This window comes from Paenibacillus sp. XY044, assembly GCF_002257645.1.
Taxonomy (GTDB): domain Bacteria; phylum Bacillota; class Bacilli; order Paenibacillales; family Paenibacillaceae; genus Paenibacillus_AQ.
Genome location: NZ_NQMO01000004.1, coordinates 126,048 through 144,054 on the forward strand (window position 1 = coordinate 126,048; position 18,007 = coordinate 144,054).

An 18,007-nucleotide genomic window follows, 5' to 3' on the forward strand; every position below is an offset into this window, starting at 1 on the left:
ATAAAAATCACTAAGGGACAAACGAACATGACATACGATCCGGGGGTGAAGAACTAAAGGGTACCGCTCGGCGACTGGCCGAAATAGATGGACAATCAAGACCCCTGCTCAAGGAAGAAATAAAGAAATGCTTGGCGGGTTTGGAAAAGAAGTGGAAGCGGCGTTGGTTGATTTTGAAACGAGGGACCTCGATGATTTGTTCCGGTTCGTAAGGATAGAAGTGTGACACCGAAACGAAGGAGAATGAAAATGCAGACTTTGTGGGTTGTTTTTTAGCAGGGGGTTATTCATACTGAACAGAGGTGCAATGAACCACGATATTATTTTTCAAAAAAAGAAAGCTTGGTTTGAGAATAGAGGAGGAACCATGTCCTGGAGTAAATTGAAGCAGCAGCTGGAGAGTTTTCTCAGTCCTGCGTTAGTTGGAAGGGTTGAATACCGTGCAACGGGTTATCGTTATTTGCCTGATAAAGCAGGGCTTTGTTATATTTCGGTAGATAAAAGGGACGTCCTCCGAATGAATGATAAAGCGAGTCCAATATGGTGGTATCAGACGGAGCTGGAAATTAAGAATGATCCCGATATCCAAATTCCGATCAGCGATGAAGAAATGGAAGCGGTCAGAAAGGATACCAAGGGAACCGTTCCGGAGGATCGTCTAAAAGTTATTGCCAGAAACCGAAAAATATCAGGATATGCCAAGGAGCTTATGTCAGCACAGGCTTCATTAAGCAAATCCAATTTTGTCGCTCTAGCTAATCAATTTTTATCTACTTCTATAGAAGAAAGCATGGAGAGCAAGGATATTTTACTGAATATTCTGGCCTTAGTGGACAGACGCGTTGGGAAAAAGCGGATTTTGAACATGTCCGAGAAGATGAAGTTAAAGCATCCTGTTGTGCAGTATTTTTATGAGCTGCGGCGCAGCACATGTTGAGAATCTATAACCTTCGTATTTGACGAGAACCCCGTCTATATCGATTGAACTAGAGTTTTACATCGAACTTTCGGTTATAACCGCTCGGTAGCGGCCTATAACATGGTTTTAGTTCATTCGATATAGCGAAGGGTTTTTGTTTCGTTTATACTGATATAGCCAATTTTACTTTCTAGGAGTTGTCTGACGAACTATGAACAAGAAAGAAATCGCGCACATTCGCAAGCAGTTTAAGATGGATAATGAATTGATGAAGATTTTCGATATTCTGAACGTGTACATTATGAAAGAAACGAACGAGGTTTATCACTGGGAGCGGAATCCCTTTGAGTTAGTGGACCGGGAGAAGCAGGAGCTGTACATGGGCAATTTCAAAAAGCTGCTGACCGGTGAACTGGATCATAAGCTGTTCGAGCTCAAGTTTCAGGAGGAAGCGGAGGAGCCTTCAAAGGTGCTGCTTCACCAAGCGATCCAGACGGGAGATCCCGAGGAGTGGCAGGATCTGATGATGCTGCTCGTGAACAAAATGTTGGCGGACACGACGTATGAACGGGATACGGTCATCACGTTCGTACGCGGACAATACTACCGGCCGACCAAGGCGAGGAATGATGCAGCGGAGGAGACCGGGAACGACGAGGTGTTCGGACATCCGTTCATTCTATGCAGCGTGAACTCTACGGAGAAGCAGCGGAAGGCGCTCTTGTTCGACTATGTGGAGAGAGAGTTTAAGTACAACGTCATTGTCGATCCGATTATCAAGCTCAGCACTCCGGAGCAAGGGTTCTTCTATCCCAGCGTGACGGACAATTACTCCGACGTGAACCGGGTTCTCTATGCTACGGGGAAATCGAATGATCCGAATGAGCGTTTCATCTCTGAGGTGTTGAATGCGGAACGGTCTGTGACGGCCATGGAAGAGCGAGAGATCTTTGAAGACATCGTGAAGGAAGTGGCGGGTGAACAGCTGGACTCTGCCACGATCGCGCACGTGTATGAGGAGATCCATCAAGTAATTGAATCCCACCAGGATGAGGAAGAACCGGCGAAGCTGGATTATACCGATGTGGAACGCGTGCTGACCGCAAGCGGCGTGGATAACGTGACCAAGGAAGCCGTGGAACGGGCGTTTGAAACCATCGTTGACGATAAGAACTATGAACTGAAGGCGAATAGCGTGATCCCGAAATTCACGTCCAAATCGATCAAGATCGATACCAAGGTAGCCACGATTACCATCAGTCCACAGGATTTAAGATATATTAAGCAGGTGAGCTTTCAAGGCAAACGCTGCATTATGATTGAGGTTGACGAAGATACCGTCATCGAGGGCTTTACGCTCACGACAGAGACGTTATTGGAAAAAGCGGATTGAAGCGATAAGAGCTTTTGAATTGGATTACGCATACGTCATACTAATAGTCTAAGGAGATGCTCCCCTTACGGAGGCAGGTTTTATGATCTGTCTACCGTGAGGGGTTTTTTTATGCTTGGTTTATTGAGTCTATTATATAAGAGGAGAAAATCATTCATGATCCCATTTGATCCATGTCAGTGACTCGGGCAAATGAAAAACGCTCCTCACAAACGATGGAGTGAAGCTCGTTTGGAGAAGCGCAGCTGTACATATGATTTCGGTGAATATGGACTTAAGAGGCTATTATAGAAGGCCCTTGTCCATAGCTTTGCATATCAAGGTTGCGAACAAGCTGTTGGACCATGCGAACCAAGGGCGGCTGAAATCGCTTGGATCATCCGGGTGGAAGCCTTCGTGCATATAACCTGTATCGGCATCGGTGTCAATCAAAGTCTGGATCAGTTCCTTGATCTCTTCAGGATGGCTCGAGGTCAATGCTTGAACAGACAATGCCATATGCCATACATAACCGCCCGGTGTATGCGGGCTGCCGATTCCTTTGGCATATTTGCCCTCAAAGTAGTATGGATTGTCGAAACTAAGCGCAAACCGGCGGGTATTCTGGTAAATCGGATCGGCGATATCGGTGTAGCCGATGTACGGAATCGTAATCAATCCCGGCGTACCTGCATCGTCCATCAGGCAGTAGTTGCCGTAGCCATCCGTTTCGTAGGCGTAGATTTTCCCGAATTTAGGATGATCAACGATCCCGTAAGTTTGGATGCCAAAGTCAATTTCGTTACGCAGCTTCTCGGCGCGTGCGGCAAGACGGGCATCGTTGTAAATTTCGGTCGCCATCTCCATGATATGACCGAGGATAACGACAGCGAACATATTGCCTGGAATATTGTAGCCGTACAGATTCGCGTCATCGCTTGGACGGAAGCCGGACCAGGTCATCCCGGTGTAGTTAGACGGAAGTCCGCGGCCGTTGTTCTGCAGAGTTTCCGTATGCAGCTTGGTTTGCCGGGTGAAGTGGTACAGCGACTTTTGGTCATGATGCTGTTCGGTAATCATGACATTTACGATAGAAGTGAGCGCCTGGTATACCTCATTCGTGAATACATCGGTTATGCCGGTTTCTTTCCAGTAGGAGTAAAGAAGCTGCACCGGGAAGCAGAGGGAGTCGATCTCGTATTTGCGCTCCCACATCCATGGATTCAGGTCGCAATCGTCCGTGTCTCTGTAGTGCTTATCGTTAGCCGTCTCATTAAACGCATTCGCATACGGATCGATGTTGATGTAGAACATTTGGCGGGAGATGAGTCCGCCGATGATGCGCTGCAGTTCCTTGTCATGTTTAGCAAAAGGAATATAGTGGCGAACCTGCTCTGTGGAATCGCGCAGCCACATGGCCGGAATGTCCCCGGTAATTACGAAGGTCGTGCCGTCATCCAGCAGTTTCGTCGTTGTTTCCAACGTATTAGGGAAGGTGTTTCTGAAAAGCTGCTGCAGCTTAGGGTTATGCGCCAGTTTCTGATCCATTTCATTCAGAAATTGTGCTATCGAAGCAGGTAAATTCATGAGTCTGTCTCCTCCGTAAATTATGATGGTTTGATCTGTAGGGCATAGGTAACAATTTGGCATTTCCCTACGGTTTGCTTGATGGTTTGCGCCTCTAGCGGAATTTCATCATGCCGTCGTTCCAGAATATCGCTGTGATAAGCGGAAGCGATGGGGAATTGAGCCGTTAGGGACAATTCCTCATCATGCTTGGCCAAATTAAAGAATCGAACGACGGCATCATCATTTGCAAGAGACATTTTCAATGCCGATAGCGCCAGCGTACTGCCGTTCCAGTTCAGCATTTGATAATTAGCCGGCAGGGCGCCTTGCTGATGCGCGGTTTGCGTATGAAACCATGGTGTCTGGAATTGATAGGCTTCAGCGAATACGCCGGATTCAATGACCGTGCCCTGATGCGGATAGATGGCGTACTTCACGATATGTTCACCGAGACACTGGGCTTCAGGAGTGGCGAATACTCCCCAGTCGCCGAGCTCCGATACGCTGCGGAGCAAAGTAATGGCGATCGTGTTATTGCCGTCGCGCAGCACTTCATATTCATTTAATCCTTGGTTGGCTACCGTAAGTCCTGCAGCTCCGTCGGAGATGCTAACGAATGCTTGCTGATGCTGAGCATTGCTTGGATTGAGCCATTCTTCGGCAGGGGTGATATCGCGTTCAGCTGCTTCGAAGATCGAGTCAGCCAAGCAGGTATCGCTATGGAGTCCGGTCGGGAAAAGGACGCGCAGCCGGTGATCGGCAGCATGGTTGTTAAAGGACGTCGATACGAGTACTCCTCTGCCGGACTGTTCCAGGCTGAGCTGTGTCACAAGCTTCAGTGTAACCGTCTCCTCTGAACGGGAGGCTGTCCGCTTGCGGAATGGAATCATCTTGCGCTTCTCCTCTTCAAAGATGGAGGAGGCGGAAGCCGGAATATTCCATTGATGAACGATTTCATACGTAGCCCGATAAGCTTCAGATTCAATTAACGTAATCTTCGCAGGCTGACCTTTGGTTGTTATGGCCGTATCCCCATCGGGCTGCCGGAATACATATTCATTGCCTAAATCTCCGCAATTCTCGTAGACTCCAAGAGCTGCATAAGTTCTTCCGGTCGTCTTATCGGTAATATCATAAGATCCGTCTTGGTGAATGGTAACGGCCAGGAACGGATTGGACATGCCGGACTCTGTTACGACAAGCTGGCTTTTCGGGAGCTCCAATTTCCGGGCTGGCCCGTTAACCCATGCAAAAGTCTTAAAGCCCATTGCAGGTACCTTTTGCGCTTCGAAGGTCAGCAATATTTTCCGGGCCATGTAGGGCTGTCTGAATTGATCCTTCGGTAATTCGTAACCGAACTGCACACCTAAATCCTCTGCCTTGACATGAATGCTATTGCCTTGATCATCAAGCAAGACCCCTGACTGCAAATTCAGTTCGATTTGATCCAGACGCTCCGCAATGGCTGGCGGATTCGGACCCTCCTTGAAGTATGACTTCTCTACGATCAGCTCCGCCTGCACGGTTCCGGTACGCTCCCAGCCCGTCATGTTGTAGATGGTGATAGGCTTGCTGCCTTTAGGCCAGCCCTTCACATCTGCCGTATTGATCTGGGCCGCAACGGCTTGCAGGCTTTCATCGATGATCGCCTCGGTCATATGTCTGCTCTTGTCGAAGCGTGCAACCATCTCGCGGTGAACCTCATCTACGCTGCAGCCGCAAATACTGTCATGCGGATGATTCTGCATCAGCGTCTTCCAGGCATAGGTAAGCAGCTGATGGGGATATTCTTTACCCCCAGCAAGATGCGCCAGCGTTGCTAATGGCTCTGCGCCCTTCTCCAGCAGGGTTTGCCCCAGCTGATTCAATTGCTTCAGATATATTCGTGCAGAAGCCGTGTTCACGAGCGTCCCCCAGCCGTCCGTATGCTGGCTGCGCAGCTCGCCCTGAATGGTTACCAGGTCGTCAGGCAGCTGTCTTTGAAGGGAGTCCAGGTAGTCATCGAAGGTAGAATGCACGAAATCGACGTCAGGATATAGCTCTTTTGCCAGATCCATCGCATCTCCAAGATCGCGCTGGATCGGTTGATGGTCGCATCCATTCATGAATAGCAAATTGGGCGTCGAAGCGTATTTCTCTACATCGCCGAGCTTCTTGTCCCAGAAGGTCCGGGCTTCGGCAGGATCGGACGGAATTTCATTACCGTTACTGTACCAGTTGGCAAACAGTACGCCGATGACTTTAGATCCATCCGGAGATTCCCAGTACATCTCCGAATAGGGCGATTCATAGCTGGTGCCAATCGGATCGATGACGACGTTATCGAAGCCGGTCGGCTTGACGCCGCGGCCGAATACAGCCGCTGTAATGTCTGCTTGCTTCAGCAATTGAGGGGCTTGTCCCATGTTGCCAAAAGAATCGGGGAAATAGCCCAGCTTGGAAATGACGCCGTATTTGGCAGCATCCTGATGGCCGATGAGCAGATTGCGAACGTTAGCTTCCGAGCTTGTCAGAAATTCGTCCTGCAAGATGTACCATGGGCCGATAATAATCCGTCCTTCGGTAATGTATTTTTCCAGCTGTTCTCTTTTCTCGGGATGAATTTGTAAATAGTCCTCAATAATGATGGTTTGACCGTCCAGATGGAAGTAACGGTAACGAGGATCTTCCTCCATGGTGTCTAACAGACCGTTCATCAGTTCCGTCAACAAATAATGATGACGCTCATAAGGCATGTACCACTCACGATCCCAATGGCTATGCGAGATCACATGAGCTGTTTTTCGGGTCATAACAATAGCGCCTCCTAGTAATAGTTAAGCTGTGATAACCATGTCAGTGCAGCATTCTTATGGGTGCACAACATGTATGCGTGTACAAAATGACGTTTTGTCAGGGCTCGAGTTGTCCAGGCTGGAGCTGCCTGGCACGAACGACTTCCTTAGACAGATTCACACAACTTCATTGAATTGACAATATGTATGATTTGCACGCTCTAACGCCTGAAAAAACAACATAGCTGTACCTGAAAAAATCATATTCGTGAACAGCAGCGGCAGCCCGCTGACCGCCGCCCTGATGGTGCAATGAACGTATACTTCCTATTTGTATCAAGGAATTTGGAGTGCCGTGGTTGACAATGTAGAATCCACATATTTACGGTGATTAGCTGTTTTCTCTACAATTTTGTTGGTAAGCGTTAGCAGTGATACTCGAGGATTTTGCAAAAACCAAAGAGCGACTTTCAATCAGCAATATATAGAGCGAAACGGTTTAGTTCGTCTATATATATGTACCCGGGAGCGGCTGAAATCGAATTTTGCAAAATCCTGACTCATCAATTCTTGGCGTGAATATCGGTATGAACCGGATTGAGGAGTGCCCGTTTTCGGGCTGGATGACAGCAAGTACTAGAACAAGCAAGGAAAGGAGAGGGACTTAGGACATGAGAGCGACGCGTAAAGCTGCCGCACTACAATTAAAGACTTCGGGCAAAAGTACATGGCACACGAGAATGATGAAGAACTGGCAGTTATATATATTTATTGCCCCGGCATTAATATATCTCTTGATCTTCCAATATGGACCGATGTACGGCATTCAGATCGCATTCAAAAATTTCACTCCGTCCCAAGGAATTACGGGAAGCGAGTGGGTAGGATTTGAGCATTTCAATCGTTTTTTCCATTCCTATTACTTCAAGGACCTACTGTGGAACACGTTAAGCTTGAGTTTATACGAGCTTGCCATCGGGTTCCCGCTTCCTATCATTATGGCTCTGGCCTTTAATGAAATTCGGAACGGCTTTTTCAAGAAAAGCGTGCAAACGATTACCTATGCTCCGCATTTTATTTCGGTCGTCGTTATGGCCGGGATGGTCATTACTTTCTTGACGCCGTCGTCAGGGGTCATTATCAAGCTCATCGAATTATTCGGAATCGATGCTCCGGCACTCCTGACCGACCCACGTTGGTTCAAGACGGTGTATGTATTATCCGGCGTATGGCAGAGCACAGGCTGGGGGACGATCATTTATCTGGCTGCCCTTTCCGGAGTAGACCCGCAGCTGCATGAAGCAGCGATCGTCGATGGAGCAAGCCGGTTCAAGCGGGTGCTGAACATTAATCTGCCTACGATTGTTCCGACGATAACGATTCTGCTGATTTTGAACGTAGGCAATATTCTCGGTATCGGTTACGAGAAAGTATTGCTGCTGCAAAATCCGTTGAATATGAATTCCTCGGATATCATTGCGACGTTCGTATATCGGACGGGTCTTGTCAGCGCGCAATACAGCTTCTCAACGGCCGTAGGCTTGTTCAATTCCGTGGTGAACGCTTTGCTGCTGATTACGGTGAATAAAATTGCCAAACGGACTAGTCAAACTAGCTTATGGTAAACAGGAAGAAAGGAGGGGCTTATTGATGGCTGCCGTTGCAATTAAGGAATCAAAGACAGACAAAATATTTCTGGTCATGAACTATTTGTTCCTTGGTATCGCTCTAATCGTTGTATTGTATCCTCTGTTGTACATTATCAGTGCATCGATCAGTGATCCGAAATACGTAAGCTCGGGGGAGATGTGGTTATTCCCTAAAGGATTGGATTTGAAGGGCTACAAGCTTGTATTTGACAACCCGAAGATTTGGACCGGTTACGGTAATACGATTATGTATACCGTGCTGGGAACGATGCTGAACCTGGCTGTTACCTTGCCTGCCGCTTACTCTCTAAGCAGACCTGATTTTGTGGGTCGTAATTTTTTTATGGGATTGTTCCTGGTAACGATGTTCTTTAATGGGGGACTTATTCCAACCTACTTGCTGGTTAAAGGCCTTGGATTAGTGAACTCGGTAGGAGCGCTTATTCTGCCGACGGCCGTATCGGTCTACAATTTGATTGTTGCCCGCACGTTCTTTGAATCCAGCATTCCCAAGGATTTGAATGAGGCTGCTTACATCGATGGCTGCTCAAACTTCAAGCTGTTCTTCCGGATTATTATCCCTTTGTCGGCACCGATTATCGCGGTTATGGCGTTATTCTACGGAGTAGGACACTGGAACAGCTTCTTCCCGGCACTGATCTATTTGAACGATGAATCAAAGTATCCGCTGCAGATGGTCTTACGCCAAATCCTCGTTCTGCAGGAGATGTCAGCGGAAACGACGGGGGCAGCCAGCGGTGATGCCGCACTGGCCATGAGTAATAAGGCGGAGATTGCCGCGCTCGTTAAATATGCCGTTATTATTGTTTCTACGCTTCCTGTCATCATCGTGTACCCGTTCCTACAGCGTTATTTCGTTCAAGGTGTTATGATAGGCTCTGTGAAAGGCTAAGAGCACTCGACAGGTACAAGCTATATTCTTTTCTCTAATGGGATCAAGCTATAACAACACTACAGTGAATTTCAAGATTTGGAGGGAATGACTTCAATGAAGATTACCAGGCACCCTAACAATCCGATCATCGTTCCGGGGGGATTCGAATGGCGTAAGGTTACTGTTTTTAACCCTGCCGTAATTATCGATAACGGGAAATTCTATTTGATCGAGCGTACAGCAGGTTCATTGACTCCTTGCAAAAACTACCTTGGCTTGCTTGAGAGTGAGGATGGCGTAAACTTCACACATGTGAAGGACGAGCCGATCCTGACGCCGGACGAGCTTGGCTTCCCATACGGAAGCGTACAGGATCCGCGTATTGTCAAGATTGACGGGACGTTCTACATGAATTATGCCTTGCGTCCTTGTGCCATGAGCTATTACCCAACGAATCGCGGCGTTCCCGAAAGATCGATTCCTGAATATCCAGATGGGTGGGGAGAGCAGGAAGGTCATTGGCTAACCCGTTCATCCATTGTGAAGTCTACGAACCTAACGGATTGGGAATTCGTAGCGGATACGACCCCGCTTGACATTAATGACCGCGACAACATCCTGTTCCCGGAGAAGATCAACGGCAAGTATGTATTGCTTCGCCGTCCCGAGGAATACATCGGTGAGGAATACGGTACGGATAAAGCGGCAATGTGGATTACTTATTCCGAGGATTTGGTTCATTGGGAAGAGCCGAGGCTGCTTGCCAAGGCAGAGAATCCTGCATGGGAATCCAGAAAGATCGGGGGTTCTACCCCGCCAATCAAGACAGACAAGGGCTGGCTCGTGCTGTACCATGGCGTAGATGATGAAGTCGTGTATCGCGTTGGAGCCATGCTGCTGGACCTGGACAATCCGGAAAAGGTGATTGCCAGAACGAAGAACTTCATTATGGAGCCTGAGACGTACTATGAGAAATTCGGCTACCAAATACCAAACGTAGTATTCCCTACAGGAAACGTAGTGAAGGACGGCCTGCTCTATATTTATTACGGTGTTACAGATACGGCAATTGCGCTGGCTACAGTTCCGCTTGATGAACTGGTTGATCATATTCTGAACGAGTCCAGTTCATGGTAACGAATAAGCCTTCCCGGTCCGGGAAGGCTTATTGTTTATGCATTTTCTTGATTTGTGTTCTGCTTGCGATATTGCCCCGGCGTTTCTCCCGTCTCTTTCTTGAATTTGCGGATAAAATTCGGAGTGTCCAGATAACCGACCTGCTCAATGATTTCCTTCAGTGGTGCATTCGTCGTTATCAGCAGCCGCTTCACTTCATCCATTCTTCTCTGCCAAATATATTGCGTGAACGTCATGCCGGTCCTGTCTTTGAATGTACGGCTTAAATAAGGTATGGATACGGAGTATTTCAAGGCAATATGTTCCAGACTGAGCGTATAGTCAGCGTACCGCTGATCCACGTAGGAGACGATATCATCGATCAGCGAAGGCTGATCCGACTCCGTATTCCGTTCAACTTGGTCGCAAATGCGCCGGGTTAGATCGGTTAATACGACTTCGAGCTCTTCAATCGTTGTATAGGCGGTATAATTGTCGAGACTCTTGAACACGTCGGTAACACCAAGCTCATGTGATGTGCTCAGCATGGAGTTCAACAAATCAGAGCAGATGCAGCGCAGCAGGGCGGGGGACAACGCCTCCTCCTTGATCTGTTTGATCATATCGTCGATGACCTGATTGGCGACGGTCTCATTTCCCTGCTTCAAACTCTGCTTAAGCTTAAGAAAAGATTTCTTTGGAATCCAGAAGGCCTCTGTCTGGGTAACGGAAATATCCTGAAGCTGCTCGAAATAGGTGACTCGTCCGTTTACGCCGATGATCCGGTTATCTATGGCCGTAGCAGCCTCGATAAAGGATTGGTTCATACGGTCCAGATCGGGATACGGAAGACCGACGCCGAAATAGGGAACGACCTGGGCATTGTCGATAACGATGATCTTGATCGCTTCGATCACGGCTTCGATTCGCTTATGCACCGGTTCAGTGCTCTCGGCAGGCATAGAGACCAGTAAGGCGAACTGATTCTTTGTATTGAACTCGATACCGAAAATACGGGCTTCCAGATCCGGGAATTCCAGCTCACTGAGCATTTCCGGCATCGGATGCCGGATGGATGCAACTTCATCGGCTTCTGCGGAGACGTCCCAGGCCAAAATAATGGATAAATAAAGTCCTTGTCCATTCGGATATTCCAGGCCTGAGCGGGTGATCATGCTCTCGATATCAGGATCGTTCGGCTTACCGTGCTTGAATAGCAGCAGAAGGCACTGGTTTCGAACAAAAGGAATCTGGTCATCGATTCTTGCGTTGTATTCATGAATCGTCTGCTTGATCCATTCCCATTCGTTCCGCGTGCGGGCATGAATATTTGCGTTCGGGCTCAGCTTGGTGAACTCAATGATATCCTTGATCGGATGGTATTGCCGCTTGGCAAGAAGTATGGCAGCAACAACACCTGATATAACGGTAACCAGAAATACGATAAGGATTAATGTCTGGATATGCACCACTTTACTAAAGAACTGATAGCTCGGTATGGTGGTGACATAGCTCCAGTTGTTATCATTGGATTTGGTGGATACGACAGAGTGCTGTACACCGTTAAGTTTCATGTTGTGTATTCCCGGCTTCAGCGTAGACAGCTGATGAACAATTTCCGGAGAAATTTCGGCCTCGCGGTTGCTGGAGGACAAAAGCTGCCCGTCCTGAGTGAAAATATACCCGTTGCCGGAGAAGCTGTTCAGAATCGTATCCATGACCCCGGTAAATATCGTCTCATCGACCATATATACGACCGTTGCATTCGGATACAGGTCCGTTGGCTTGATCGGAAAGAGCATGGTCAAAGTGGAATTCTTACGCGAATTCACCGTTACATTTTCCGCCGGGCGAATGATCGGCTGTTTGATCTCGTTCAGATCGCGGTAAATTTGCTTGCTATTCCAGTTATCGTAGCGATAAAGTTCACCAAAGACCAAATCGATATCGGCTAGTCCACGGTAGGAATATATGGTGTCATCGTTGTGAAAATAGAGAAACAGATCGTCTAATATCCCGCTGTTCGCCTTGTAATTTCCAAGCGCTTGGATGGCTTCTATGCTGTAGTACGAATCGTGAAACTTGTAGGAACTAAGCTTCTCGTCATAGGCAATTCTGCTTGTGATTTGCTGCAGTTCGTTCATTCGCTCATCGATCGTTATTTTGACCTGATTCAGTTGATTTAAATTGGTCTGCTCGATCTCCTTACGCAGATCGCTGACTGCGTTCTCATAAATCAATAGCGTTACGAAGGTTAAGGGGATCAGAAACATCAGGATATAGGATAGCGCATATTTAAGCAGCAGCTTGGATTTAAAGCCGTTCCAGGATAGACGAAACTTGGATTCAATAGATGACTTTGGCGTAATATTGGGCATCGTTTCGTTCTCTCCTAAACTTTATCAACATATTGCAGTAAACATTATAATGTTCTGAATTGTATTATGGACGAAAAAATGACGGCTGTAAAGGAAACGTATTCATGAAGAGGATTCCAGTCAACATGACTTGGCGAAATAGGGGTAGAGAATCTTTAAGACGAATGAGCAAAACGTTGTTCCTAGGTTTACGAGGTGCGGTAACGGGGATGCCAAATATGTAAAATTTACATGACAGCTCGTTTCACAAAAGACATTTATGAGCTATAATGGCATCCTGACAAGCGGTCTTCGCTTCGATTTACGCGATTCTTCAGGTTTACCCGTGAAATATGACAAGTTAAAATCGACATATTTACGCTTAGCGGTGACCTTGTATAACATTACATTCTGTAAGCGTTAGCAAATGTTCAATCCAAAGCGTCCGTTTTGGTAAGCCCTTGCAAGCGCGAGCCAAACATAATAATACCGGGGGAGAGGCTTGAACAAGCCAAGATTCCTTCGCTTATTAATTTGGTCAATATACTCTAAGGGGAGGCAGTGAATTTGATTAAAAAGAAGAAGATCTTCATGTCCATACTGGCGACGGTTATGGCCGTATCTTTGCTGAGCGGCTGCGGCAGCAACGGGGATGGAAGTTCCGCAAGCGGTGGCAAAGAAACAGAAGTGAATAAGGAAGGATATCCAATTGTTAGCAAGCCGTTGACCTTGACCATTATGGCTCCTGACATGGGGATTCAGAACTGGAAGGACATGCCTGTAATGCAAGAGATGGAGAAACTTACAGGCATTAAGATCGAATATCGCAATGCGCCGAGAGATAGCTTCGACACGAAGAAGAACCTCGTATTTGCCAGTGGCGACTATCCGGACATCTTCTTTGCGGCCAATTTGACTCAAGCTGAAGAATTGTCTTACGGCAGTCAAGGCATCCTGCTTCCATTGGAAGACTTGATTGATCAATATGCACCTAACATTAAAAAGGCGCTTGATGACAATCCGGATATCCGTAAATCGATTACGGCTCCTGACGGACACATCTATTCTTTACCGCGCCTTCAGCCTTATCAGCCATGGTATAGAAATCCGTTGTGGTATAACGGTAAAATGCTGAAGGAGCTTAACGTTACCAAGCTGCCTGAGACGACAGATGAGCTGTATAGTCTGTTGAAGCTTGCTAAGGAAAAGGATCCTAACAATATTCCTCTGTCTTCTTCTTCAGGAAACAGCAAGCTCAGAGATATCAGAACATGGATCTTGGGCGCCTATGGAGCGTACGATGAAGAGCTCTATGTAGATGATCAAGATGTCGTTCACTATACGCCTGCAGAGGATGCATACAAAGGATATATTACTTTCCTCAACAAGCTGTGGAAAGAGGATTTGATCGACCATGAGTCTTTCTCGCAAACCGATGACCAGAAGAAAGCCAAGATCAAAAATGACCGGGTTCTGTTGTTCTCCGATTGGAATGCATACATGGCACATGGCGGCGATCCGAGTACAGAGGATCCCATGTTCAGTCCTGTGAAGAGCGATATGGTAGATCAGCCGGCAATCGCCAAGAACAAAGGCTTCTCTACGGGTACCTTTGCGATTTCCAATTCGAACCCTAGTCCAGAGGCATCGATCCGTTGGGTCGACTACATGTACAGCCCTGACGGACAAATGATGTGGGACAAAGGACCGGAGGGTACGTTGTGGAAATATACAGATGATTCCAAACAGACGGTCGAATATTTGCCCGTACCTAACGGCGAAGACAGAGAGACCTATCGTTCCAAGATCACGCCTAACTTCGGTATACCTTCTCCGATGATCGTGCCTGATGAACCGGTTAAGGATGAATTCGCCAAGTGGGTCGAAAACGAATCCAAGACGAAGCTGCTTGACCGTGGAGCACGCGTGCCATTCCCTGCGCTGTTCTTGACAGAAGCGGAATCCTCTGAAGTTACAGCGCTTCGTTCCGATCTAAGCACTTATGTTATGCAAATGGAAGCTAAATTCATCACAGGTCAAGAATCCCTGGATGGTTATGATAAATATGTACAAACCCTTAAGAAAATGGGATCTGACCGCTTCCAAGAAATCTATCAAGGTGCTTATGACCGCTGGAAGAAGAACTAATAACAATCAAACATCCCTGATGTCGAGAATGACATCAGGGATGTTTTTGTAGTGGGGGAGTATTGTACCAAAATATTATAACGTTATATTCAAGTGTTCATTCCACACTTTTGGAGATGAAACCGGATCGGATGGTGTAAGTGAGTTGTAATCCCTCCACGCTGGCACGTGATTTAAGAGTGCTAGAAGATGGAGGGTAAAAGGCGTTGGAGGTCATGCTGATGGATATGTTTCCATGAACGGTGCATGTGGAGAGTGTGGCTATACTTGTCTTGAAAATATAGGGTTCTTTGCTAATGGGAAGTGTGGTTGACAACCAATTGACAACCACACTTTTTACTTATGATAATGAAAGGAGAACCGTACCATAAGTGACGGCGAAATTTTAAGGTGAGCTTACTGCTGTTGTAGTAATTAATAGCTATTTTGAATATAGTAGGAGCGATAATTCCAATGGCCGACTTAGTAATCTCAAATAACAATGTCACTATCGAAAAAACAGAGAATCCGATTGTATTTATATCTGATTTACATTTTGATTATACGAAAGGAAAATTTAAGGCAAAGGCAGCTTCGCAAATGAAAGGCGATTTTATTTCATTTATAAAAGAGAGGTATTCGGACAGCATATTATGCTTGGCAGGAGATTTTTTCGATAGCTATAAAAAGACACTTTCGTTTGTGAAAGAGCTAGAAGAAAAACAAATAGAAGGTTTTTTCGTGCTTGGAAATCACGATTACTGGAACAATGGTACAAAGAGTCATCAAGATATTATCAATCTGTTTTCTGATGAAACGCAAGATAATCAATATTTTAAATTTCTTGTTACGGGCCGCAAATACTATTATAACGATATTTGTGTTATCGGAGATACTGGTTGGACGAGCTTTCGGCGTGGAAAGCGTCAAGTAACGCTGAAGAAGTTTATGGGTCTTCCGGATGCCAAAAAAGTAAAGGATTTTAGCCCTAAAAGGATTATAGCATTACACGATGAGTGGGTGTTCTTCGCTAACGATATATTAAACAAAGAGGAAAAGGTATTGATAGTTACCCATTTCCCAATGGTTGATTTCACGAAAGAAGATAAAGACTGTTGGTGGAGTTCGACAACTGTACTACTCAAAGGTGACAATAGTTGGCGAGTATTTGGACATACCCACAGAAGCGAGCAGCAATACAACAATGTTTCATCACAGCGTGGATACTACAATAATGATGTGGAAGATTTAGAACGAAAAGGGGTTAAGCAGTACTCTTCCCATCACTTTGGGAAATTGGAAAAATCTATTGACCAACATAAAATTATTGCTTGGAGTAATTTTGAGTCCATATCTAAATTCCACTCTCCTATCGTTGTGTCAAACGCCAAAAGTGAAGTGGAATTAGTTTCAACTGTAAAACGAAGAGGGTATGTGCGGTGCGCTGCAAACAAGCATAATTTTGCAGTTCTCGCCAATTCACCGGAAGCTTATCTAAAAAGTGTAAAAGAAATAACTAATGGATATTTAAGAGATGCATATATTGGATTTATTCTTTCTGGAAGTATATCTAGGCAAGTGTTAGAAGCTATTTATCACTCAATTGCAATCATAGAAAGCGGAGATTTTTCAGACGTAAGAGCCTTTGTTACTGCAGCTGTAATAACTGGATATGTTTATAACAGAATGCCCTTGCATATAGAAGTAATGCGACCGTTGGATGACTACGATGTAATGAGATTTTGGTTAATGCTATTAACAATAAAGCGTTATGGAATTGACATGGAGTCGATTATTACTGTACGAAGTGACAAAAAGAACCGCATCACATTTTGCAACGTTGATATGTATTTACCAGCAGTAAACAACTTGTCGCTTAATGTAGATGAGGTGCAAATGTTGATGCAAAAAACACCGTTGTTGCCTCGACCAGTCGCATTATTAGAAAATCAAAACAAATAAATATGCCGTCTGTAACGTCCGAACCAGCTCGTACGCCGTGATGAAATGGACGGTTGCCGTTACAGGTAACGCGGAGAAGCGTATCATAGGTAGAAGTATGAATCATTGCGCTAACGGGGAGGAGAGAACAATAAACTCACCAGAAAGCTGCGACGAGCAGCCTTCTCAGCAACGGGCAGTTATTGTTAATGGTATCCAAGCGGAAAACTACAGTATAATTAATTCATTACTTAGACAATGTCAATTTTAGAGGAATTACAATGGCTAACAAAGAATTTAGCCCAATGGGGATTTTAAGATATGAGATAAAGGATAGTCTTAAACAACTTGAAAATTATAGAGATACACAAGAAGAGATAACTAAATCAATTATCATTGAATCAAAATACTATATTCATCACGAAGGTGAAGTACACGAAGATTATGGCTTAGATCAAGAGAGTAAATGGTTTCCAGTTACATTTAGGAATTCACTATTTATTACTAACTACGCTTTTTTTGAGTCACTTCTTATAAGGATTTGTAAAATATTACAACAAGAACTTGGTTTAAAACTAAGCTTAAAGGATATACATGGAGGAACAACGATTGAAAAAGTACAAAAGTATATAAAACTTGTTGCAAATTTGAATTTCCCAGATGATACTTCGGTAAATTGGCAGTTCTTAAAAAAGTGCAATATTCTTAGAAACTCGATTGCTCATAATTATTCAGAAGTAGACGACAAGGTTTCTAAGCTTTTACCAATGCCAAACATAACACAGAATATCTCTGAAGTGGTAAACGAATTATTAGGCGAAACACATTTTGTTTCAAATTCTGGACTACATTTTACGAATTCACGGTTTTACTTACTCCTCGATTTTTGTAAGGAAGTTCTTGTTATAATATCTGCTTTCTTCAGAGAATTCTTTGATGCTAATCCAGATTTATTTACCGGGTCTGCTGATGCAAGGTACAAATTATCATAAGGTTTAATATGAATACGTAAGTGTAACAGATGACTTTCGAGTTACGAATGGAATGCAAACTCGATAAGTAATTGACTAACGGGTAACGATATTTGAATAACAATTAAAACCGCCATTGACTGGTGTTTTTTTATGTTAATAATCATTCATTCAGAACAACAGTATTTTAGAAAAGAGCTAATCAAAAAAAATAGAGAATTGGTTTAATGGGAATTTAAAGATAGAAAATAGTAGCTGCACCAGCTACAATTGAGTTGCGAAAATAGCGAAATAATTGATAGTAATTTACTCAATTG

11 protein-coding genes are annotated in these 18,007 nt (G+C 45.2%); 8 read left to right on the top strand and 3 right to left on the bottom strand.

The genetic code is table 11. The features are described from left to right. Positions 1-367: 367 nt before the first annotated feature. Both CJP46_RS18100 and CJP46_RS18105 read left to right on the top strand, forming a co-directional pair. Positions 368-937, top strand: a complete 570-nt coding sequence (locus CJP46_RS18100) for an SF0329 family protein (RefSeq protein WP_094597371.1) — start codon at positions 368-370, stop codon at positions 935-937. Positions 938-1,130: 193 nt separating this feature from the next. Next, complete coding sequence (locus CJP46_RS18105; protein WP_094597036.1) at positions 1,131-2,312, top strand: DUF4317 domain-containing protein; 1,182 nt, start codon at positions 1,131-1,133, stop codon at positions 2,310-2,312. A gap of 285 nt (positions 2,313-2,597) precedes the next feature. Here CJP46_RS18105 and CJP46_RS18110 read toward each other — a convergent pair whose 3' ends face one another. Continuing rightward, the gene (locus CJP46_RS18110) at positions 2,598-3,878 is read right to left on the bottom strand and encodes a glycoside hydrolase family 125 protein (RefSeq protein ID WP_094597037.1); all 1,281 of its coding nucleotides are present in this window, start codon (positions 3,876-3,878) and stop codon (positions 2,598-2,600) included. Between the two features lie 20 nt (positions 3,879-3,898). Beyond that, the gene (locus CJP46_RS18115) at positions 3,899-6,652 is read right to left on the bottom strand and encodes an alpha-mannosidase (RefSeq protein ID WP_094597038.1); all 2,754 of its coding nucleotides are present in this window, start codon (positions 6,650-6,652) and stop codon (positions 3,899-3,901) included. 653 nt (positions 6,653-7,305) lie between these two features. On the opposite strand from CJP46_RS18115, the gene CJP46_RS18120 reads away from it, so the two are divergent. From CJP46_RS18120 to CJP46_RS18130, 3 genes are all read left to right on the top strand, one after another. Then, on the top strand, positions 7,306-8,259 hold the full coding sequence (locus CJP46_RS18120) for an ABC transporter permease (RefSeq protein ID WP_094597039.1): 954 nt from the start codon (positions 7,306-7,308) through the stop codon (positions 8,257-8,259). A 25-nt stretch (positions 8,260-8,284) separates the two neighbouring features. After that, a complete protein-coding gene (locus tag CJP46_RS18125; RefSeq protein WP_094597040.1) occupies positions 8,285-9,196 on the top strand; it encodes a carbohydrate ABC transporter permease in 912 nt (303 codons plus the stop codon). Positions 9,197-9,292: 96 nt separating this feature from the next. After that, on the top strand, positions 9,293-10,315 hold the full coding sequence (locus CJP46_RS18130) for a glycoside hydrolase family 130 protein (protein ID WP_094597041.1): 1,023 nt from the start codon (positions 9,293-9,295) through the stop codon (positions 10,313-10,315). 35 nt (positions 10,316-10,350) lie between these two features. On the opposite strand, the gene CJP46_RS18135 is transcribed toward CJP46_RS18130, so the two are convergent. Further along, positions 10,351-12,672 (bottom strand): AraC family transcriptional regulator, encoded by a 2,322-nt coding sequence (locus CJP46_RS18135; protein ID WP_094597042.1) that lies wholly within the window; start codon positions 12,670-12,672, stop codon positions 10,351-10,353. Positions 12,673-13,218: 546 nt separating this feature from the next. On the opposite strand from CJP46_RS18135, the gene CJP46_RS18140 reads away from it, so the two are divergent. From CJP46_RS18140 to CJP46_RS18150, 3 genes are all read left to right on the top strand, one after another. After that, positions 13,219-14,799, top strand: coding sequence for an extracellular solute-binding protein (locus CJP46_RS18140; RefSeq protein ID WP_306431055.1), 1,581 nt, complete (start codon positions 13,219-13,221; stop codon positions 14,797-14,799). Positions 14,800-15,252: 453 nt separating this feature from the next. Continuing rightward, entirely contained in the window at positions 15,253-16,740 is a 1,488-nt protein-coding gene (locus CJP46_RS18145; RefSeq protein ID WP_094597043.1) for a metallophosphoesterase, read from the top strand. A gap of 260 nt (positions 16,741-17,000) precedes the next feature. Next, positions 17,001-17,711, top strand: coding sequence for a hypothetical protein (locus CJP46_RS18150; protein ID WP_094597044.1), 711 nt, complete (start codon positions 17,001-17,003; stop codon positions 17,709-17,711). Positions 17,712-18,007 lie beyond the last annotated feature (296 nt).